General features: G+C 42.2%; 18 protein-coding genes. 5 read left to right on the top strand and 13 right to left on the bottom strand.

The genetic code is table 11. From position 1 onward, the window contains the following. Nucleotides 1–33 precede the first annotated feature (33 nt). Nucleotides 34–1,659 (bottom strand): response regulator, encoded by a 1,626-nt coding sequence (locus ACFOHL_RS00570; RefSeq protein ID WP_376918251.1) that lies wholly within the window; start codon nucleotides 1,657–1,659, stop codon nucleotides 34–36. A 346-nt stretch (nucleotides 1,660–2,005) separates the two neighbouring features. Between ACFOHL_RS00570 and gmhB the strand changes: the two genes are divergently transcribed. Together gmhB and ACFOHL_RS00560 are read left to right on the top strand one after the other, a co-directional pair. Next, nucleotides 2,006–2,560 (top strand): D-glycero-beta-D-manno-heptose 1,7-bisphosphate 7-phosphatase, encoded by a 555-nt coding sequence (gene gmhB, locus ACFOHL_RS00565; protein WP_376918250.1) that lies wholly within the window; start codon nucleotides 2,006–2,008, stop codon nucleotides 2,558–2,560. A 380-nt stretch (nucleotides 2,561–2,940) separates the two neighbouring features. Beyond that, nucleotides 2,941–3,150 (top strand): cold-shock protein, encoded by a 210-nt coding sequence (locus ACFOHL_RS00560; RefSeq protein ID WP_376918249.1) that lies wholly within the window; start codon nucleotides 2,941–2,943, stop codon nucleotides 3,148–3,150. A 55-nt stretch (nucleotides 3,151–3,205) separates the two neighbouring features. Here the strand turns inward: ACFOHL_RS00560 and ACFOHL_RS00555 are convergent, their stop codons facing one another. The 11 genes from ACFOHL_RS00555 to ACFOHL_RS00505 form a co-directional block, all read right to left on the bottom strand. After that, nucleotides 3,206–4,177, bottom strand: coding sequence for a radical SAM protein (locus ACFOHL_RS00555; protein ID WP_376918248.1), 972 nt, complete (start codon nucleotides 4,175–4,177; stop codon nucleotides 3,206–3,208). Further along, complete coding sequence (locus tag ACFOHL_RS00550; RefSeq protein ID WP_376918247.1) at nucleotides 4,171–5,280, bottom strand: methyltransferase domain-containing protein; 1,110 nt, start codon at nucleotides 5,278–5,280, stop codon at nucleotides 4,171–4,173. Before ACFOHL_RS00550 ends, ACFOHL_RS00555 begins: the two co-directional genes overlap by 7 nt. Then, on the bottom strand, nucleotides 5,273–6,007 hold the full coding sequence (locus tag ACFOHL_RS00545; RefSeq protein ID WP_376918246.1) for a TIGR04282 family arsenosugar biosynthesis glycosyltransferase: 735 nt from the start codon (nucleotides 6,005–6,007) through the stop codon (nucleotides 5,273–5,275). The genes ACFOHL_RS00550 and ACFOHL_RS00545 overlap by 8 nt, the downstream gene beginning before the upstream one ends. Further along, nucleotides 6,008–6,898, bottom strand: a complete 891-nt coding sequence (locus tag ACFOHL_RS00540) for a DUF547 domain-containing protein (protein ID WP_376918245.1) — start codon at nucleotides 6,896–6,898, stop codon at nucleotides 6,008–6,010. 41 nt (nucleotides 6,899–6,939) lie between these two features. Further along, nucleotides 6,940–7,686 (bottom strand): glycosyltransferase family 2 protein, encoded by a 747-nt coding sequence (locus tag ACFOHL_RS00535; RefSeq protein WP_376918244.1) that lies wholly within the window; start codon nucleotides 7,684–7,686, stop codon nucleotides 6,940–6,942. Nucleotides 7,687–7,697: 11 nt separating this feature from the next. Then, nucleotides 7,698–10,031 (bottom strand): NAD(P)-binding domain-containing protein, encoded by a 2,334-nt coding sequence (locus ACFOHL_RS00530; RefSeq protein ID WP_376918243.1) that lies wholly within the window; start codon nucleotides 10,029–10,031, stop codon nucleotides 7,698–7,700. After that, on the bottom strand, nucleotides 10,015–11,394 hold the full coding sequence (locus tag ACFOHL_RS00525; RefSeq protein WP_376918242.1) for a hypothetical protein: 1,380 nt from the start codon (nucleotides 11,392–11,394) through the stop codon (nucleotides 10,015–10,017). Before ACFOHL_RS00525 ends, ACFOHL_RS00530 begins: the two co-directional genes overlap by 17 nt. Nucleotides 11,395–11,405: 11 nt before the next feature. Further along, nucleotides 11,406–12,929, bottom strand: a complete 1,524-nt coding sequence (locus ACFOHL_RS00520; protein WP_376918241.1) for a glycosyltransferase — start codon at nucleotides 12,927–12,929, stop codon at nucleotides 11,406–11,408. Beyond that, nucleotides 12,919–13,782: a hypothetical protein gene (locus tag ACFOHL_RS00515; protein ID WP_376918240.1), complete on the bottom strand. Its 864-nt coding sequence runs from the start codon at nucleotides 13,780–13,782 to the stop codon at nucleotides 12,919–12,921. Before ACFOHL_RS00515 ends, ACFOHL_RS00520 begins: the two co-directional genes overlap by 11 nt. A 207-nt stretch (nucleotides 13,783–13,989) precedes the next feature. Further along, the gene (locus tag ACFOHL_RS00510; protein WP_376918239.1) at nucleotides 13,990–15,513 is read right to left on the bottom strand and encodes a DUF3413 domain-containing protein; all 1,524 of its coding nucleotides are present in this window, start codon (nucleotides 15,511–15,513) and stop codon (nucleotides 13,990–13,992) included. After that, entirely contained in the window at nucleotides 15,513–15,731 is a 219-nt protein-coding gene (locus tag ACFOHL_RS00505; RefSeq protein WP_376918238.1) for a YejL family protein, read from the bottom strand. Before ACFOHL_RS00505 ends, ACFOHL_RS00510 begins: the two co-directional genes overlap by 1 nt. A gap of 283 nt (nucleotides 15,732–16,014) precedes the next feature. On the opposite strand from ACFOHL_RS00505, the gene yejK reads away from it, so the two are divergent. Genes yejK through ACFOHL_RS00490 form a run of 3 tightly spaced genes read left to right on the top strand, consistent with a single transcriptional unit; the run spans nucleotide 16,015 to nucleotide 18,735 of the window. Next, on the top strand, nucleotides 16,015–17,040 hold the full coding sequence (yejK, locus tag ACFOHL_RS00500) for a nucleoid-associated protein YejK (RefSeq protein WP_376918237.1): 1,026 nt from the start codon (nucleotides 16,015–16,017) through the stop codon (nucleotides 17,038–17,040). Then, the gene (locus tag ACFOHL_RS00495) at nucleotides 17,037–17,915 is read left to right on the top strand and encodes a hypothetical protein (protein WP_376918236.1); all 879 of its coding nucleotides are present in this window, start codon (nucleotides 17,037–17,039) and stop codon (nucleotides 17,913–17,915) included. The genes yejK and ACFOHL_RS00495 overlap by 4 nt, the downstream gene beginning before the upstream one ends. Then, a complete protein-coding gene (locus ACFOHL_RS00490) occupies nucleotides 17,908–18,735 on the top strand; it encodes a M23 family metallopeptidase (RefSeq protein ID WP_376918235.1) in 828 nt (275 codons plus the stop codon). Before ACFOHL_RS00495 ends, ACFOHL_RS00490 begins: the two co-directional genes overlap by 8 nt. Nucleotides 18,736–18,847: 112 nt before the next feature. Here ACFOHL_RS00490 and ACFOHL_RS00485 read toward each other — a convergent pair whose 3' ends face one another. Continuing rightward, complete coding sequence (locus ACFOHL_RS00485) at nucleotides 18,848–20,650, bottom strand: M61 family metallopeptidase (protein ID WP_376918234.1); 1,803 nt, start codon at nucleotides 20,648–20,650, stop codon at nucleotides 18,848–18,850. Nucleotides 20,651–20,701 lie beyond the last annotated feature (51 nt).

Here is a 20,701-nt window from a genome sequence, read left to right as displayed (position 1 = left end):
GTATTGAATGAAAAAGGTGATGGCGACTTGGATTTATTGCGCTTTTGCTTGATGACTCAAGGCATCCGCCAACATGTTAAAGCGATGCTGATTTTTATCGTTTAGTGCTAGATTTTGCAGTTCATTGATGATTATGTCGGCTGTGACGCCCTTGTATTCGTATTGCCCACACTCATAGAGGCTTTGCAGCAAATTCAACGCGAAAGCAGGGACACCCGGAAACATAGTATATGCGCGATGAAAGCATTGCAGCGCTTTACTTTGTTGATTTTTTTGAAAATACGACATGCCTTGTTCATTTACCGACATTGCGCGGTTTTTTTCTATGCCCAGTGATTGTTCGGTGCTAGTAATTAGCTCGTTACTCACGATACTGTCTATATGATTGATTTGCGACATTAGCACTTCATCACACGATTCCAACAACTCATTTGCTTTGCCTTTTTCACCCAAGCCAAACCAGACTTTAACTGCATCAACTTTTGTGACGATGTTGGCGTCTTCAACGCGGTAAAGTTGCTCGTTGGCAAGCATGATTTTGTGGGCTTTTTGGGAATCGTCTTCGAGCAAATGCGCCAGCGCTAGCATATAGTCTTTTTGCATTTCGGCATGTCTGTCAAGAATATTGCGGCTCGCGCGACCAATGAGTTTTTTCGCTTCATTTACCTCGTCTTGCTTTTGATGGCGTTTAAGCACTTGGTCGGCGAGGTGTAAATGGTATCGGGCGAGTTCCATGGTGTAGTCGACCATACGCTCTCGTATACTCAGGTTACCTTGAATCTTGCGTTCGAGAAGCTTTATTGCAGCATCCGCTTTGCCTTGCATTTTGTAGCACATTGTTTTTAAGCGTGTAGCCTGAATGCTAAGTTCACTCTCTTTAATTTTGTCTAGCAAGGCTTCGGCTTTTTCGTAATTCTTTTTCCCCAATTCTACACTGGCAAGCCACTCGTAAGCTTTGTCTTTAGTTAAGCTTTGCTCGATTAAGCGATCAAGCATGTCTTGACAATGATTCCACTTGCCAATGAAAAACTCACTTTTTATCAAGCCCCAATGCGCCCACATGACATTTTGAGATTTGTTTAACACTTTACTGTATAGATCCGCGGCTTTTTCGTACTGCTGCGCCTGCAATAAAATACGTCCCTTGAGCTTTATAAAGTCAGAGCGAAAGCGCGCTTCGATTCCATTATCTAGTTTTTCGTCAATATAATCTAAAGCTAATTCGAAGGAGGCCTTATTAATGTATTCCAATACCGGTTTAGTTTGTTGACGCACTTTCATGTAGTGTTTGAACGACGATAACAAGTTACGAATTGTATAAGGCTTTATAATAATCAAGTCGGGATACATATCTAGAATCTGCCCAATAGTATTTGGCATAGAGTCTGATGTAATAAAGATGAGTCCAGTCGAAGGTTTTAATAGCTTGGTATCCCGCAGGCTTTGGATCCATTCAACGCCGTTTTTGTTTTGACCGAGGTGATAGTCAATAAAGATAGCGTCAAAGTCAGTAACGCGAAGCCCGTTTCGCAGTTCTTTACCATTGCTATAACTGGCGATATCAAAATTTTGAAGGCTCAGTAAATGGCTGCGTAAATTTGTTCTTGCGGTAGCATTGTCTTCTACGATTGCAATTTTAAGTGGGTGTAATTCGCGCAAAATGGTAGCTCAAACTGACTGTATATTTATTATCCTATACATGTGTTAGCGCCCAAAATTGCTTATCCTTTAGTGCTAAAGCGCTTTTTTTAGCGACTAAACAAGGTACTATAACCTGAACTCTGGATAAGCAATTCTGCAAACGCTTGAATTTTTTGTTCATTTGTCTAATCCACTATCCAGTAGTGGCCTAAAGCTCGATATCAAGGCGCTCAAGTGAAGGAATAACGAGTTATTTCAAGCTTGAGCAACGCAGAGTTCGGGATTTAGGGCGCTGCTGGACGGAGTTGCTTATCCCGAGTTCAGGTTATTATATTTTAAGTTCGAAACAGCGTAGTAGGTAAGTGTGAAAAACAAAGCATTGTTTTTGGATCGCGATGGCGTGATCAATGTGAATCATGGATATGTTTACCAACAACAAAACTTTGATTGGGTAGATGGCATTTTTACACTAATAAAACGGGCAAACAGGGCAAATTACAAGGTAATAGTCGTGACAAATCAGTCTGGTATTGGGCGTGGTTTTTACTCGGAATTGCAATTTCTTGCCTTAAGTGATTGGATGCGACATAAAGTGGCTAACAAGGGAGGGGTAATTGATGATGTGTTTTATTGCCCTCATCATCCGACAGAGTCTTTAGGCGAATACAAACTAAATTGCGATTGCCGAAAACCAAAGCCAGGGATGCTTTTTGCGGCTTCACAAAAGCACGACATTGATTTAAGCATGAGTATTATGATCGGAGATAAGCTCAGCGATATCAAGGCTGCAGAAGCTGCAAATCTTGCCACTGCTTATTTGTTTAAAGGTGGGAAGGTGAATGCAAATGCGACAAATCATCCTGATAGGCACTTTCAAAGCTTATCTATTCAGTCGTTTGAGCAAGTGAGTTTTCCGTAATTCCTGAAATACAAGCTATCACAACCTTTATATATCCTGTATGAGAGCAGATAACAGAATTGTCTTAGATGGGATGTTTTGCATCATTGTTGTGCAAATTTGCGCGATAATGCAGAGCATATTTCAAGCCATAAGGCTTTAATTTGCAAAGAGAATCGTAGATACCTAATAAAATTAAAATAAACTAAAATAATACTCGACAAAGTAAACCAATACCTATAATCTGCACACTAAGCTAGAAATAAGTCTCTAATTAATATCTACATTTCGGTGTTATTTTTACGTAACAAGACGTCCTGCAGTGTATTAAGTTTAAGTCTCCATTTTTAAGCATACATGGCCTTTATTGGCAAAATTTATTAACATTCAGGATATTTACTATGTCTACACCCGTAAAAGGAACCGTTAAGTGGTTCAACGAATCTAAAGGTTTCGGCTTCATCGAACAAGAGTCTGGCCCAGATGTATTTGCTCATTTCAGTGCTATAACAGGTTCAGGATTCAAAACCTTAGCCGAAGGCCAAGCGGTAGAGTTTACTATCACTGACGGTCAAAAAGGCCCTCAAGCAGAGAACATCGTCGCTCTATAAGCCGAACTGTTTTCAAAAAAGCAAGGTATAGAAATGTACCTTGCTTTTTTTGTATCTACATTTCGCTGCAACTTGCGCCATGTGCAAAGCAACTGTAGCAGCGGTGATGCTTCATGCTCACTCGTTGTTGTAAACTAGCGCGTAAGTCAGAACCAAAGCTGTATTCCTCATCGTCATCAACGAGAGTACAAGCGTAAATCTGCATTCTATTATCTTTTTTGACGATCATCTTTGAACTCGCACACATGTAATGCTTGCGTTGTTCTTGAGTTTGATAGCTAGTCATGCAGTTTTCAGTAATATGCGGCACTTCAGGCAAGGCCCCAGGCGTTAAAAAATCAGGAAACGCGACAATGTTTAATGAAGAGGGTAGGCCATTTAGGCTAAATAAGGCTTCAAAAGCGGCGTTGACCTGATCGATGTTTTCGTCTTTTGCTATATGTCTGGCGACGGATACTTTAAAGCCTAGGTTGTGCAGACGTCGCAAGCCAATCAATGCTTTTTTGAATTCCCCTTGTCCTCGTCCCATGTCATGCGTCTTTTCGTCCGCGGAATCCAGACTAATACGAAATGAAACAGGGTGTTTTGCATTTCTCAATATTTTTAGTTTTTCAAGCCTTTTAATCAGCGGGTCAGTGCCATTTGTTAGCACTAAACAGGGTCTGTGTTGAGCCGCATAAGAGAGGATGTCGATTATGTCTTTTACCAGCAGTGGTTCACCACCAGTAAAAGAAAAATGCTCTACGCCCAGTTCTAAGGCCTCATCAATGTAGGGTTTGACTTCCTCAAATTTAGGAGAGGCGAGTCGTTTGTCCTGTGGTGATGATCCCTCAAGACAAAAGTCACAAGAGAGATTGCACTTGGTGCCAGTATGAAACCACAACTCCTTTAAACCGTGGGGTTGAATGAATCCTGCCTTCTCTCCTGATGGGGTGTATTTCCAACGGCTGGAGCGTGTTGTATCGTCTTGCAAAGTTTTACAAGCTATATGGTTTTCCTTAGACAAAGACGACAATTTAGTTAACAACAGCCACCTCCTGTCATGCTTTGCGTTTTGCTCTCGTTAAACGGGATCAAATCACCACAATCCGCAAAAATACCGTAGTGGGTATCGAAATTACCAATAAACTCAAAATATTTGGAAAATCTTGTATCTTTTAGTATTCGCCAAGTATTACCACACACGGGAAAAACTTTTCCTTTATCAATACGATGGTGGCCATCCAGCACAAAACAGGCTTCGTGATGCGGAACACCGCCTTTATAGATGACGGCCTGACCGTAGTCTTCACAGTGCGTTTCTAAATCTGGTAGTTTGAATAAACGGTATGTCGCTGAGTAAAAATCTATATGTCCAATTTTATTTGCGACATTGTCATTGTTTATTTCTAAGCGCCGGTCCGTCACGATTCTTGGATCTAAAAATCCTACGCATTTGGCCAGTTGATGAAAATCATTCCAATACATAGCGCCACTCAAGCACTCACCATAGAGTTCTGGATCTTGCACTAAATGAGAAGGTACTCTGCGACTGGAGTAAACATCTGAAAAATACATTTCTCCCCCAGGTTTAAGTACGCGGTAGGCTTCTTTTAAGACACTGTTTTTATCGGGAGATAGATTAATCACACAATTGGAAACAATGATGTCAACACTGTTATCTGCTAAATCCAGTTCATTCAAGCGTTCAATATAGCCTAGTTTAAATTCTGTGTTGGCTTGTTTGTAGCCAAATCTTTTTCGATGATATTCGACATGTCTCTTGGCAACAGCTATTTGTTCCTCGGTCATATCAACACCAATCACTTTGCCAGACTCACCAACTAGTTGCGCGAGCGCATAGCAGTCTCTACCGGCTCCGCAGCCTAAATCCAAAATAACTTTGCCGTCTAGCGCCTCTGGCAGTACGAGGCCACATCCATAGTATTTAATTAGGACTTCGTCATGGATGTTTTTTAACGCGGTTTTGACGTATTCAGGCATAAATGCATCTGTGCAACATGCGTCAGTTTGCAGGTCGTGTGAACTTGATAGCACTTTGCCATAATAGTCTTTTACCACATCTTTAACTTGGTTTTCAGTCGTCGATTGCTTGTTGTTTTGCTGTGCTAGCATTTCAGTCTCAGGCATACTGCTTATTTTCCTTAATGTAGTTGAGAGCGTCTAATGTGGCGAGCAATTGTCGGCGTGCAGGGCGGCTGTCTTTTTCTAAGTCTTGATAAAGCTGATTGAGACTGATTTCTTCATCAATATCGTAGCTTGGTTTAACATAAGCTATCGCTCGGTTTGCTTCCCTATACGAGGCTGTATTACATAAATTTTGTTCGCAACAATTGGCAAGCGCATCGCATAAACGTGAGGTACTCCAAGGCAACGCTGATAGTGTTGGCCAAGGGATCGCATTTGCCATTAAACACACACCACCATCTTGTGCTCGGCTAAATACGTAATGCTTGCTCTGCAACTGGCGAATCGTTTGGTAGTAGTGATCGCCGTCTAGTACGGGGGCGTCCGTACCTATAAACACCAATGATTGGTGCCCTTCTTGCCGTAATTTTCGGTCAATATGATTGATTCGTTCGCCAAGGTTACCTTCAATTTGAGGCAACACTTGTAGTTTTCTATCCAGTAGTTGTTCTGCCCATGCCATGTCAGCATGGTTTGAAATTGTTAACACAAGGCGCCCCGGCCAGGCGAGCGCGTCCTCTAGTGCGCAGTTGAGTAGACCATTGGCGACTTTCAATGCGCTTTCTGCACCTAGGCTTGTTGCCAATCTGCTTTTACCTTGATTGAGTAAAGGACGCTTACAGAAAATAACCAGTGTAGGAAGCTCACCGTCTATCTCACTGAGCTTCATTTATTCGTCTCCTTCAGACTCTGGCAATAAGAGGCTGGTATCGTTTAGACGCCAGTCATAATCATATTTGATTGAGCCCTTGTAAGTGCTGAGGCGTTTCGCCAAATCTGGTGTGGCATGCTTTTGTAAATCTGTGAGCAAGTTTTCTTCACTGCCGCCAAAATCCGATACAAACCAGTTAAAAATACTCGATAGTATAAGTTTGTCTTCGGTGAAGTTAACCCCTCTGGGGTTATTGATGAAGCCTTTAGCTGATTCTGCTAAATGCGCATCCAAGGTGTCCGAAGTATAAGCTTGAGCGGATAAATCAGGGCAGCCAACACTGGCGCAGTTTACGCCGTAATGAATGCGATTATCGCTCCAAATTCTGCGTAAAATACCATGTTCAATATTGTTTAAGCTTAGCTCAACCCCGTTGATTGCAATGAGTTTGTCATCCCATGGACCAGAACCAACTAAGCCTTCACCCGTCTCTTTGATCGACTCGACTGGATACTCATCCAAGATAACTTTAATCGTGATCGCATTATACAAATTAATCCAATAAGCTTTTTGTTCGTCCTTTGCATAAGCTCTTGGATCTAAAGCGGCCATTTCATTGAGGTATGTGTCTAGCAGCTCATAGTCCTCATCACTCACACCACCGTAATCAAATAGATTAATACCAAGCTCTGGAGAAGGATGAACATACTTACTCAAAATTTGTTGCCATTTTAGATGCGAAATTTTGCTCGTGTTACTTTCGTTGCTTGCATCCCAGTACGTAAGTGGATCGGGATCCATCAATTTGTAGTACCCATAGCCTTTATAACCAACTAATAACACCAGTAGTACAAAAAATGCACTTGCCACCTTAAACAAGATTCGTTTATTTTTTTGATTGTTCTTCATTAGTTATATCACCGTATTGCTTGATGCTTGCCAGAGCCTACTTAATTGTTAGACTGCGCTAGACTGGCTTTTCTAAAGTCTCGTTGTTGCCACCTAAGTTTGGCTATCATCGAGAGTATCCCGATACCTGCGCCAATCGAGCCGCGGATCGTGCCGCTTATTTTCGACTTGCCAATCCTTACCTTAGAATTAACCGCCGTCTCTCTGACTATTAGACCGAGTTGAATAGCTTTTACTTGCATTTCCACTGTCCAACCAAACTTTTTATCTTGCATGTCGAGTTGTTTGAGTGAGTGCATTTTAATCGCTCTGAAAGGACCAAGATCAGTAATCGGGTGGTGCCACAAGAGCCGAATGAGTACGCTAGAAAGTGCATTGCCAAATCTCTGTAAGGGAGTCAATGCTCCTTTTTCGATATTACCCAATACGCGAGAGCCGATAACAAGGTCGGCTCCATCTATCACTCCCTGAAGGAGAGAGTGCGCTTGTGATATGTCGCAAGAGTCATCAGCATCGACAAACAATACAATGTCAGTATCAACGATTGCATCTATGGCAGTTAAGCAGGCAATGCCGTAACCGCCAATCACTTGCTTCACCACTGTTGCTCCGAGGCTTTCACAAACGGCGGCGGTGTCGTCGGTTGATCCATTGTCGCATACGATAATCTCATCTATCGTGGCTTTGTGTTGATGCCTCAAGGCTTTTAACTCGCTGACTACCTTACCAATTGCTTTTGCCTCATTGAGAGCTGGCATCACTACTGTGACTTTTTTGTCGAAGTACATATACGCGCCTTTTAAACTTTTGCTTTGTAAATGACTTCAGACATTTGAACTTTACTGGCTGCGAGTGAATCTTTACGTGCAATTTCGCCTGTTTTCTTATTGATTTCGCCGAAGCTCAACACGCCAGTAGGGCAGGTGCTGACACACGCGGAACAGCGAACGCATTGAGGATCTTCCATCGGCTTGCCCTTGTTTGCAAAGTTCATTACATCGATGCCTTGGTGACAAACACTGGTACATTGATTACAGCTAATACATTTGCTTTTTTCTGCAAAAATTCTGAATTTAGAAAAACGCGCATAAATATGCATGAGGGCGGCTAGTGGGCAGGCGAATCTGCACCAAGTTCTGCCCGAAAACTTAAAGTACAGGCCGACACCGAGTATGCCTCCAAGCAGCACATCCACTATCCATTTCCAAGCAAATGGATTAGTGAGTTGTCCATCTGAATTTTTACCTTCTAGCAAGAACACGAAACTATTATTCATCCACGAGTCAGGCCATATCCAGCCTGTAATGCGAATGACCAACATGATAAAAGCAACAAGCAAAATGGCTTGTCCTAGCATGTTTAACTTGTTCCAAAATGGGCCGTGCGGCATTTTATGACGTTGTTTATCACCCACCGTTTCAGCCAAAGCACCACAGGAGCAAATCCACCCGCAATATGCGCCCTTACCCCATTTGTAAACAAGCAATGGAATGATAACGAAAGTTTGGATGGCGCTAATAATTAACCAGCCCATAATAGGCGTAGGGGTAAACACGTTATATACGTTGAGTGGCCAAGCCAATATAAAGCCATAGGCGTGCCAGTATGCGCGAGGATGTCCCCACTCAGGCCATTGTTGCGCGGCGAGCTCTTGAGCGGAAATATAACTCGGGAACAAGCTATTTGCGATGCTTTGTCCTATGCCGCTATCAAATGCGCCATTGTAGCCCATCCAAGGTAAGAAGACCTCGGGTAGCAAAAATAGTGGAATGGCTTGTATAGAAAACAAAGTAATGGTTTGTACTTTTACATAGGGTGTATTGCGGTTTTTGATCCGCAGGTAACCAAAAATACCGATCGCCGAGGTATATACAAACGTGTAGTAAAAAGAACGGCTTTTCATTGAGTAGGCTATGGTGCTTATCAAGCTTGTGCGATCATCTATTTCACTCTGCCACCATTCTCCCAAACCTGATAACACAGAAGGCATGGTATTGGGAAACTGCGTTAAGCTCCATAAGCCATTTAAGAAGCCCCAGTTTTTCCAGTCGTAGACCCCAATAGCGAATAACATGAAAAAAGCAAATGCAATCCAGCCGAGTGCCGTGCCTTCGCCTTGTATTGCCATTTTACTTTTTCTGAAAAAGGCTAACGGCGCTTCTCTACCCAGCATTGTCAAGACGGCGTCATTTTTGACGACCACCTCGCTCCCTTGGTCGGGGACATAAAGCTGCACGCTATCATCGTTAATTTGTTTGACTTCACTTTTGGTCACAACATTAACAAGTTTGTCAGCTTCTGCTTGCTTAAGGCGATCTTGGTTCTCTGGTTTTGGTCTTGTAAACTCTGACTGACGATATGAAAGTGTGACATTTGCGCCTGCTTCTGCCACCGCTATTGCCGATTCTACTGCACTGTCACCACCACCGACGACTAAGACATCTTTACCTTTGTAGTCTGCTGGATCATGTAAGCGGTTTACTGCTTTAGACTCACCTTCTACACCCAGCTCTCGGTATTTTCCGGCGCGACCAATTGCGACCACCACACGATGCGCTTTAATTGCCTTGTCGTTTTCGAGATCTAAAGAGAGAGTGCTGCCGTGCTTAGCAATTTTGTTTACGACGCCTATTGTTGGCTCGATGCCAGATGCTCTTGCTTGCAGCATTAAGCTATCTAGAAGCTTTTCTTTGGTAGAAACATCTTGCTCAAACGACAATTCGCCTGCTGGCTTCATATCCGTTGGGTAAGTATAAATTGGTTTGCCTTTAGGGAAGTTCGCAATGGTTGAAAACGCTTTACTTGCTTCGATCAACACGTACTTTAGACCGGCTTTTTGTGCTTCTATTGCGGCAGAATATCCGCTTACGCCACCACCTATGATAGCAATATCGTATATATCTTCACTTGCGCTTCTTTTTTGAAAGCTGCTGTCCCGAGTGATGTCTGCTACCGCTTTCGCGCCGGAGTCAGCTGAAAATTTCAGCAGTGGAATACCGGTCAAATCGCCAACAACGTACACACCACTAAGAGAGCTTTTACCGTTTTCGTCAATAGCAGGTAAGGTTTCCGTTTTACCGTCGGGCCATTGACCGTGAAGCCAATGAGTATAGTTTTTAAGCAAGTTGACCATGGTTACAAGATTCCGTTGTGTTACAAGATAAATAAAGTTGGTCGAGAATAAGCCCTAAGACGAGCCCGACCGCAAGTAAATAATTCGTCCATTCGAGCGGTGCCCAAATGTGACAGCAGGCAAATTGATTCAGAACCAAATAAGATAATGGTAGTAGACTAAACCAAGCTGCTAGAAAAAAAGTGGGGCGCAAGGCAAATAAAGGTACTAGTACCATTAAATACCAAGGGAACACCACTGGACTGAGCAATAGTGGCACAATCAATATCCATTGTAACGCTGGGGTAACCGCTAACAAGGTATTTGATTCAGTTGAGGGGCTGTGTTTCCAAGTCCATATCACGTTAAGACAAAACGAAATAAAAAGTGTGGCCACTATAAACGCCAATAAATAGTATCCGCTTAATACCAGAGATAAGGCATCAAACAATGGCGCGGCATTTCTCCATTTTTCGAAAAATACGGGCGTACTACCAATCGCTTGCATACCCAAAGATAAAACAATCAAATACCCAGCCGCGACAGTAATCACTGCAGCCAGTGCAAACTTTAATGCGTGACTAAGCTTGTTCATTGAAAAAAACAAAGGAATAAGCAATAAAATAGGCATTAACTTACTCAATGCACCAAAAGCGATTGCCATTCCACTCAGTGCAAAGTTTTTACGCTGGTATGCCAGCAATGCCGCACTTACCACCAGGCTTGAAAAAGCGTCAATGTGCGCGCCTACTCCGGCTTCAAAAATCAATATTGGTGAAAAAGCAACGAGGGAAAAGTGCTTTAACTTGCCTATTCCTTTCAGTACGAGCATCATAATAACGACAGTTAAACTACTGGCAACAAACGAAAGAAACTTCCAAACTAACTCTGCATACTCAGAGCCACTCGCGGCAGATAGCGCGTACAAGCCAATGGCTGCCGGTGGATAGAGTGTCGGATACTTAGCATGCTCTTCGGGTGTCGGCCATGTTTGTCTGAGCGTCTCTAGTTCAGGGGCATTGTGATTGACTCGATATGGGTCATAACCGCTTAAGGCAACTTTACCGTCAAACATGTACCTGTCTACATCGTTTGAAGTGTAGGTGTCTACAGGTACTAAGAACAATCGAATGGCGATAGCAAAAATCAATAAAGTGACGTAATCACGCCAGCGATTAGATTGTGGGCCGAAGCGCCATACAATTATCATAGCAAGGCTGGCAGATATATATTGTGCAACGGTCATCCAACCCAAGCCTAGAGATTTTACTTGCGCCCAATTTGTGTTGGCTAGAGGAAAACTCGCCAATATCGACAACAATAAAACAGCCAGTGCAACAAGCGTTTTATTGTTTAAGTTTTGCAAAGGCTGTCGAATTGGCATTACGGCTTCCCTTACTGTTTAGACAACTTGATTTGCCCAACAAAACTCTGTTTTGCTGCACTAATAAAGCCACACATTAATAGAAATATAAAAGGAAGCAGTAACCAAAGTTCTTGTTGCACAGCCCAAGCAAAGACAATGCAATAAATGATCGCTAATGCCAGTTCGAAAAAGGCGCCTTTGGGCGGCACGGCTTGGTACAAGCTGAGTGCAAAATTTGATTTTTCAGGCTTGTTTTCGATGACGGGTACCGGCACATCGACTTTGCTCAATTCGCCACTTTTAGGGGTGCGAACAAACTCACTTTCTAAGCCTTGTAATGCTTCTACTGCGGCATTAGCATTGTTGAATGCGAGGCGAATGCCCATCACAATGAGCCGTGGAATATGAAGCAAAGCCCGCCAAGGCGAGTGATTGAGCGCTATCTGCCCAAAATACAAATAAACCAAGTGACCACCTGAGCTGAGTAATAGCAAGGGAACATCTAACCAGAGCATTTGTTCGGTTTGGTATTTTTCGCGTAACCATAAGCTAGGTAGTAAAAAGAATAGGGTGTCGACTAACATCACAAAATAAGCAAGGTTGTTAGACAAATGAAAACTTGCTTCAATCTTCATTTTTAAAGAAATAGGTGCGCGCCAAACGGTAACAAGCATCTTTTTCATAACTTGTATACCGCCTTTTGCCCAGCGATGTTGCTGGCTTTTAAATGCATTCATGTCAGCGGGTAATTCACCGTGGCAAACGACATCGTTTAAGTAGTGCATTTTCCAACCTTTTAGTTGGGCGCGGTAACTTAAATCCAAGTCTTCGGTGAGGGTGTCCGCAGACCAATGTCCTGCGTCAATAATTGTTTTTGTACGCCATATTCCAGCTGTACCATTAAAATTAAGTAGCATACCGCTGTTGCATCTAACCGTTTGCTCCAAGCTAAAGTGGGCATCTAACATCATAGCTTGAGTTTCTGTCATTTTACTATTATGACGATTTAAATGCTCCCAACGGTACTGCACCATACCGACTTTTTCATCGGTAAACTCGTGTATCGTGTCTAAAATAATGCTCGGGTGGGGAATAAAGTCTGCGTCAAAAATGGCAATAAACTCTCCCGTTGCTGTCTCCATTGCATTTTTTAGTGCACCTGCTTTGTAACCTTGTCGGTTGGTACGCGTGACGTGTTCAATATTGATGCCTTGTTTTTTATAATACTGCACGCGCGTAGCGGTGATACCGACTGTTTCGTCGGTCGAATCATCAACAATTTGAATTTGTAGTAATTCGCTCGGATAATCAAACGCACACACTGCATCAACAATCCTTTCGGCCACCATTCTTTCATTAAACAAAGGAATTTGTACCGTTACTTTAGGTAAAGTTTTAAATCGCGAGCTCACAACGGCACGTTTGTTTTTGTAATAAAACCAGCGAAGCACCATCGATAGACGGTGCATGCCAAAAAAACACAACATAATTAATAAACATAGATGGAGAGACATCAACACTGCTCCCCATAAAGGTAAATCACTAGAAAACACGCGTAATTCCTAATGAAAGTGTTTCACCTTGAAGGGCATTGTCACCATATATTTCATCTGTGTAGGTAAACTCAATACCCCATTTAGACTTGCTCTTACCTTGTTTAAAATTATAGCCTACAGTTAATTCTAGTTTTCCTAGGTCAAACTCGGGTACCAACGATAAATTTCCCACTGGTGCGTTAGGATCCGCATCCGCATTATTTGCACTCAATATACCATCTAGCTTGGTGCGGAAATATACCTGCTCAGTAATATCATAGCCGTATTCAATTAAGTAACGGTACTCGTCAGAGGGGGCATCGGCACGATAGCGATATCCTGCTTCCACTCCAAAATAGCCATATGGATACAAGCTTTTACCAATCAGTACTTTGAATTCTACGTCTTCTTGCCCATTACCTGTTGGTAGGGGATCATTTTCATCGTAAAGATAGGGAAGTTTAACTAAGAGGGATGTGGAGAGTACAAATGGATCCGCTTGCCATTGGTATTTTATACCAATCTCCAAGTCACTGAGACCACTGCCTGTTGTCGCGTTACCAGAAGCGTCAGTTTGTTCTAAGTCTTGGTGTGAAAGCGAACCAAAAATACCAAAGTTGTTGCCTAAGCCATACTCGCCATAAAAAGTAACTTGTGTACTGTCAAACTCACCAAAATCCGCGTTTTCGCCTTCAAATTCGTCTGCACTGTAACTGTTGTAGGATAATTTGTTGTAGCCATTTCCTTTTGCCGCCACCCATGCACCTGCATGGCTTAATTGGCTAATACTGGATAGGGCTAAGCAAACGCCGAGTGAGCAAAGTGATTTTGTATAGTTCATTTTTTTTAGCTTCATTGGTTTGGCAGTCATGAGATGTTCCGTTTATCAGTTGTTTAGGGTGTCGGTTTAAAAACTGTGTTATGCACTCTATACACAGCCAATTGATAGCGCAACATGCCCAAGTTCGAAGTGAAGAAATTTAAAATGTTTCTTGATAATTTCGTTAGAACTTCCGTTTTATTTTATAAAAACGCCGTTTTATTCACAGTATTGTGATAGTTACTTTTATTGTGATCGTCACTTTTGCGTGAAAGTTTCTAAATGTCTGATACTCCTGCTTAGCATGTTAGTATCTATATCAGTCAGTAATTCTTTTTGTTCGACGACATCGACAACCTTGTAACTGCCATCTCGAGATACTTCACTCAAGCGAGGGTAGTGCAAAATAACAAGGTTTTCGTCGTTAGTGCTGACTATCCAATTACGAGTTGGGGACTGTAATGCTTGCCCCGTAGAGTAACGATTCACATCGGCTAAACAGCCAAATTGACGTAAAACAGTAGGAGCGATATCCTCATTGGATGAGGCTTGCGATGTATCTGTAAAATTGGAATACAACATGAAATGTGCTTGGGAGTCTTGTTTTGCAATGACTAACAAGTTTGAATCACTTGCGTAGCGGCTAAGATCTATTGTTTTTAATTCATTTGCATTGAGTAAGCCAATAAACAGACCACTGTCACTTTTTTCAATGTCCGCAATAAAGTTGTTGAAATCATCTTGAATGTGCAAGCCTTTGCCATCAATGTCGGGGGAGTGCAAGTACACTTGATTGGGTACATTAAACGCATCTAACAAGTCAGTCATTACCGGCGGTACTGAACTTAATTCCGCCATGTTATTGGGGATGCCATATGTGAGCTTTCGTAAAAAAGCGTCACTGTTGTCTTCGTGGGTAACCAAATGATATTGGTTGCTCTCTATTTTGCTCAGTGCAGCATACTCAGCACTTTCTAATGAGGCTAAGACGATGACTTTCACACCAGAATTCACGCTGCAATATACTGGCTGAGGTGGGTAAACAAAGCCACTCCCAACTTGGTACTGCAGCTCTGCTTGCTGTTGTCGCATTTCGAGGTCGAGTAAGCCATATCTAGCCATTAGGGTTTTTGCCGTCGCAGGATACGACAAGGGGAACATGTTGTCTTGTTTTAAAACGGGTGTATATAAGCGAGCGTCCGCCCATACGTGAATACCGTGACTTGAGACAAAGCAGACGACCAAAAAGGCGGTAATGTACTGCGTATATTTGATATTTTTTAAGCGGGTAAGACGGTGATTAATAGCATTTGCTATGACCAGTTGGAGCATCAACCAAATGACAAAAAGTAGAATCAAATAAAACCATTGCAGCCAGCCAAATGCACTGGCTTGAACTTGTGTTTCGGAACGTATAAGCGCGGCAGAGCTAAAGCTAATGTGAAAGCCTGTTTTGTTGTAAATTAGCGCATCAAAAGCCAGTAAGGCGAGCCCAATAGCGGATACAGTTGAAGCCACTGCTCTTAGTATTCGTGTGTTAGTGAGTTGATAACAAAGCGGCAGTATAATAATCACAAAACACAAAAAAGTGATAAAACTGGTATGCCCGAGCCATGTTGTGATGAGGTATAAGAAGCTAATTGGCGTATCGGCAATAGGTGTAGAAAATAGATAGATCGATGCGATGCCAATAGCGATAAAAATATTGGCAAAAGCAAACCAATGCCCCCAACTTACATTCGCATTAATTTGCTTGCGACGCGGTGTTTCAGTATAAATCATTATTTAGACGACGTAGATTTTTTTAACACATGGCAGAATTTTTCTACCATAGCATCTCTGTCTTGTTCGTTCACCTGTTGCATAAATATTGTTGAAATAACATTGCCCAAAGCCATCAATGACAAATCTCTATCAGCATTGTTGCGTTCTAATGTAACAAATACTTCCTGCATCAAAAGTTCGAATTCTTCATTGGTATAGCGAGACTGAATTGGCATTAATAGTCCTGTTTTTTTAACGAAAACTCGTTACAATTAGTGAATTATTTTTGGCTGCTTTGCACTAGATTAAAATGATGGTCAGCCAGTTAAGCAATGACTGCGTTTCCTTTAAGTGTTGATAATCGCGAAACAAAGCCTGAACAATAGTATAAAGCTAGATAAGTCAATCACCAACTTTTGTTGTTTTCGTACACTATTTATGCGTAGTTGCATGTTATGCATAGTTGCTTGGTTGACATTCAAAAAATATATTCACTACATATAGGGCACCCTTTTTTCTATGAGTACCAATGTTGAGCAGTTCGTCGTCCATCGAATTTTATTGTCTGATGACGGTAAACTGCATTTTTTACCCCGCGGAAGCGTGTTTGACATCACCGATCATATTAGCCATTTAGCTGGGCAACTGCATACGACGTTTAACGCCAAACCTGGAAAAGGTGTAGGCGGGTTTGTTGAAGACACCCCAGAGTTTCGAGCACTACTTGACGATCGTATACAACAGAACATAGATTTTCACGAATTCAGTTTGCAAGCGGGCACACGACTGTTAGAGAGTATTGTCAATGAGGGAATGGTTGAAACGGGCTATGTCATATTCAGTCAGTATGAATATTTAGCTACACGATATTTGTTGATCGCCATGCTCGATACAAAGGAACATGTTGAAGTTAATCAGCACTTAGAAATTAGCCAAAGTCAGCATTTAGACTTAAGTAAAATGCAAATAGCGATACGAATTGACCTGACTGACTATGATGTTCAACCTGAGTTGAATCGTTACATTTCGTTTTTAAAGGGAAGAATGGGACGCAAGGTGTCTGATTTTTTCATGCAGTTTGTTGGTTGCGAGGAGCTTGTCGATATCAAACAACAAAACAAACGTTTAGTGCAACAAGTAGACGAATTTTTGGCTGTTGAGCAAATTGATCCTAGCGAAAAACATCAACATCGCGAAGCTCTCGCGCAATACTACAAGCAAAAAGTTGATCTGGGCGAAGATATTCAAATTGCAGAATTAAATGACGTACTACCTAAAAAGCAAGAGAGTGATTCGGGTTTTGCTTCGTATAACGCACAGCAACAAGAACCTCTAGAAGCCAGCTTTCAGGCTGACAGGAGTATGTTAAGTGCAATGAAAAAGTTTTCAGGTGCCGGAGGCGGAGTCAATATTAGTTTTGACCGAAAACTACTGGGTGAGCGAGTGCATTTTGATCTGCAGAACGACCGCATCACGATACAAGGCATACCGCCAAACCTAAAAGACCAATTATTGAAGGCAGATCAACAAGGAAATAACGAATGAAGCTGTTCGTGAACGATTTGACCATTATGGACTTTTCGTACCTTTGCCCAAAACGAGGCATGGTCGGCGAAAGTTGGATTGTCGACATCGTTTTGGATGGTGGCTTAAATGAAGAAAGTATGATTCAGGACTTTGGTATTGTAAAAAAACAGCTCAAAGGCCTTATCGATGAATATGTGGATCATAAGTTAGTCGTGCCAGCCGAATACTCAGGTTCAAAAATTGAAAATAGTGGTGCAGACGGAAGAGTTAACGTGTACTTCCAGTATGCCGAGGACAAATCTATCTATTTGTGTTGCCCACCAGAAGCTTATGCATTTGTTTACGCCGATAAAATTGATATGCAAAGCGTTATTTCTTATCTAAAAGATATTATTGCGACTCACTTGCCTGAAAATGTGCATGGTATCGACATTCTACTCAGAGAAGAACTCATTAACAGTCCGTACTATCATTATACCCACGGATTAAAAAAACATGAGGGCAATTGCCAGCGCATTGCACATGGGCATCGATCAAAAATTATGATTTTTAGGAATCATGAGAGAGATACCTTGTTAGAACAGCAATGGGCTGAGCGTTGGCGGGATATATACATTGGCACGACAGAGGATCTTGTGGGGGCAGATCAGCTTCTCAAGCGAGGTGCCTTGATTTCGGACAACACTCACCTTTGTTTTCAATATGAGTCATCTCAAGGGCGTTTCGAACTGGCTATGCCTAAGTCAGCATGCGATTTAATTGAATACGACTCCACCGTGGAATGTATTGCTCAGCATGTGTATGAAGTGTTAAAGCATGAAAACCCTGACAACATTCAAGTATGTGCTTTTGAAGGCGTCGGAAAAGGAGCCATCGTGTCAGACAATGAATAAGTCGACCTTTTTTTATTTATTGCTACTAAGTCTGGTATGTTTTGCAGTAACGCCGCGTGCCCTCGCAGAACAAGCTGTTCCCAAACTACAGGGCAAGTTAATGCAAGGAAGTTTGATCCGGGGCGAGACCAAGGCTGGCAGCAAAGTTTGGTTGAACGACAAAGTTATTCGAGTCTCTAGCGATGGATATTTTGTGATGGGCTTTGGTCGGGATGCAGCTTTGACACATACTCTTAGCTGGCAGCATCAACACATGCCTGCTCGTGACTCCATGCAGTTAGTTTTGCAAAAGCGAGAATATAAAATAGAGCGCATTGAGGGAGTACCGAGTAAATATGTGAGTCCACCAAAAGCGGTGTTAGATAGGATCAGACAAGAAAACACAGCCATTGCCAAGGCGCGAAAAACAAATAGTGAACTGCGAGATTTTTTATCTGAGCTTATTATGCCAGCTAAGGGGCGTATTTCAGGTGTTTACGGCAGCCAGCGCTTTTTTAATGGTGAGCCCAAACGTCCACATTACGGCTTAGATATTGCCAATAAGACTGGTGAGCCGGTGGTTGCGCCAATAGGCGGGGTGGTAAGTTTGGCTCACGACGACATGTACTATTCGGGCGGCACGCTTATCATTGACCATGGCTTTGGCGTGTCTTCCACATTTATTCATTTAGATAAAATACATGTAAAAGTTGGACAACGTGTAGAGCAGGGTGAACGTATTGCTGATATCGGCGCGACGGGGCGGGTAACGGGTTCACACCTAGACTGGCGCATTAATTGGTTTGGTACCCGTGTAGATCCTGCTTTACTTGTAGACTGATTTAAAATTAAAAATACATTTGGTCATTTTTGGTAATGCTCTTATTAATACTGAGTTCAAGCTCATCCCGAGGCTAGTGTATTAAGTGCAAGTCCTTTAGTGCAGCTCGCCCTTATGCGATGCCTAACCATTTAGCGAACATGCTCTGATCATTTATACTCAGGTAACAAGTGTCTTTTTCCGCCTCGATGACCGGTAGGGATAAACAAAGAAGACGGCCATCTCTGAGTATATGTATCTGTGCTTCCGTACCAACATCCATTGTATTTAGCTCTCTCATCAAGCTTTTGGCATTAACTTCTAAGCCGTTGAGGGCAATGATGTGATCGTTTAGCTGCAAACCTGCCAAACTAGCCGCTCGACCATCGAGTATCTGTGTGACTTTACAGCCTATTGTTTGGTCATTTAATAGTGCGCCAAAGTCTCGTGTTGATTCCCCCGAAGATTCTATACCACCTTTGTCATCGTTACCCGTACGTGAACGCAAATGCATACTTAAGCCAATGGTTTGTAGCAACTCGGACAAAGGCAAGTCTTGCGTTGTTTTACTGGTAAGATCGATAAATGCTGATAAATCCAGTCCCAAGGTATCTTGGCAGATAGTCTTGATGACCTCATCAGGTGTCCCAATATTTTTCGAGCCAAATTGATTCCATATGGCTTGCATGACGTGATCTAAATTATATTGTTGTTGACTCAGTTGCCTGATTTTTATGTCAATAGCTAAGGCGGCGATACCGCCTTTTAGATAGTAGCTGACAATGTGATTAACAGAATTGGCGTCTTGTTTATAAAATTTCGTCCAAGCATTAAAACTCGACTCTTCAATACTTTGTTTGTGGCGACCTGGATTGCGCAATAGGCGAGTAATATTTTGACCGACAATTTTGCAATATTCTTCAGGTGTGATCAGGCCTGTTCGCGCCAATGTTAAATCGTCATACAATGAGGTGAAACCTTCATATATCCATAATTGCGGTGAATACACCTCTTGGCTTAAATCGGGTGAAAGGTATACATCAGGCTTGTTTCTTTTTACGTGCCAAGTGTGGAATAGTTCGTGTGAACAAAGACTTAAAAAGTCTCGATAGCCTTCTTCCATGCCGTCGTTCTCATTTGGCTTGGGTAAAGCATCATAAGCATACTGCAAAATAGTTGACGCGGTGTGCTCTAAACCACCAAAACCATTTTTGCACAATAAGGTTATGAACCAGTATTCTGATACCGGAATTTCGCTAAAAAGCGATATATGGTGTTTGCAAATCGGCTGCAAGTCTTTGCAAATTCGCGCCAGATTTAGCTTATGGTTGCCAGTAAAGACAGCATGAAAAGTGACGCCATCAAGTTCAAACGACGCGCGAGTAAACTGACCAATGACAACAGGATGATCGACCATCGTCAAATAGTCCGAACACAAAAAGTGGCGCGTTTGTGCCGTGGTATTGCTGTTATCTACACATGGCATTGAGGTGATAATTTCTATGGCGTTAGCCAACTTTTCCCAAGACTTAAGATGCGATTTATCTACACAAACATGATGCTCAGTATGCTCAAATTCCACCACTTTCAGAAATACACTCGTGCCATTAAAAAAAGCATATTCATCATTGATATAAGCGGCTCTAACAGATAAATCAAAAGCAAAGACTTGGTAGTCAAGTTGAATGTCGCCAAGAGGTAGTCCACGGGATTGCTGAACTCGCCATGTTTGCTTGTCAAGTTGAGTAACAATGACTTCTTTGTTTGCGCAATTGAGGCCTATCAGGTTTTTTGCAAAATCGCGGATCATATAACTACCGGGTATCCAAGAGGGAAGTGACAGTGTGACAGTATGTCGGTCACCCGCTGACACTACCATTGACACTGCAAATAAATGCTCTGAGATACTTAAAGGGGTAATTCGATATTTGATCATATATAGCAAAGACTGAAAAATTTTGGCAATACTACCAATGTATTTGAAAAG

The organism is Agaribacter flavus (assembly GCF_042646125.1).
Taxonomy (GTDB): Bacteria; Pseudomonadota; Gammaproteobacteria; order Enterobacterales; family Alteromonadaceae; genus Glaciecola; species Glaciecola flavus.
This window is presented reverse-complemented; position numbering and strand designations above follow the sequence as displayed.

Excerpts from the sequence above, each read along its gene's own strand:
- ACFOHL_RS00560 (WP_376918249.1), top strand. The coding sequence starts at position 2,941 with ATGTCTACACCCGTAAAAGGAACCGTTAAGTGGTTCAACGAATCTAAA.
- ACFOHL_RS00550 (WP_376918247.1), bottom strand. The coding sequence starts at position 5,280 with ATGCCTGAGACTGAAATGCTAGCACAGCAAAACAACAAGCAATCGACG.
- ACFOHL_RS00545 (WP_376918246.1), bottom strand. The coding sequence starts at position 6,007 with ATGAAGCTCAGTGAGATAGACGGTGAGCTTCCTACACTGGTTATTTTC.
- ACFOHL_RS00540 (WP_376918245.1), bottom strand. The coding sequence starts at position 6,898 with ATGAAGAACAATCAAAAAAATAAACGAATCTTGTTTAAGGTGGCAAGT.
- ACFOHL_RS00535 (WP_376918244.1), bottom strand. The coding sequence starts at position 7,686 with ATGTACTTCGACAAAAAAGTCACAGTAGTGATGCCAGCTCTCAATGAG.
- ACFOHL_RS00530 (WP_376918243.1), bottom strand. The coding sequence starts at position 10,031 with ATGGTCAACTTGCTTAAAAACTATACTCATTGGCTTCACGGTCAATGG.
- ACFOHL_RS00525 (WP_376918242.1), bottom strand. The coding sequence starts at position 11,394 with ATGCCAATTCGACAGCCTTTGCAAAACTTAAACAATAAAACGCTTGTT.
- ACFOHL_RS00515 (WP_376918240.1), bottom strand. The coding sequence starts at position 13,782 with ATGACTGCCAAACCAATGAAGCTAAAAAAAATGAACTATACAAAATCA.
- ACFOHL_RS00510 (WP_376918239.1), bottom strand. The coding sequence starts at position 15,513 with ATGATTTATACTGAAACACCGCGTCGCAAGCAAATTAATGCGAATGTA.
- ACFOHL_RS00505 (WP_376918238.1), bottom strand. The coding sequence starts at position 15,731 with ATGCCAATTCAGTCTCGCTATACCAATGAAGAATTCGAACTTTTGATG.
- yejK (WP_376918237.1), top strand. The coding sequence starts at position 16,015 with ATGAGTACCAATGTTGAGCAGTTCGTCGTCCATCGAATTTTATTGTCT.
- ACFOHL_RS00495 (WP_376918236.1), top strand. The coding sequence starts at position 17,037 with ATGAAGCTGTTCGTGAACGATTTGACCATTATGGACTTTTCGTACCTT.
- ACFOHL_RS00490 (WP_376918235.1), top strand. The coding sequence starts at position 17,908 with ATGAATAAGTCGACCTTTTTTTATTTATTGCTACTAAGTCTGGTATGT.
- ACFOHL_RS00485 (WP_376918234.1), bottom strand. The coding sequence starts at position 20,650 with ATGATCAAATATCGAATTACCCCTTTAAGTATCTCAGAGCATTTATTT.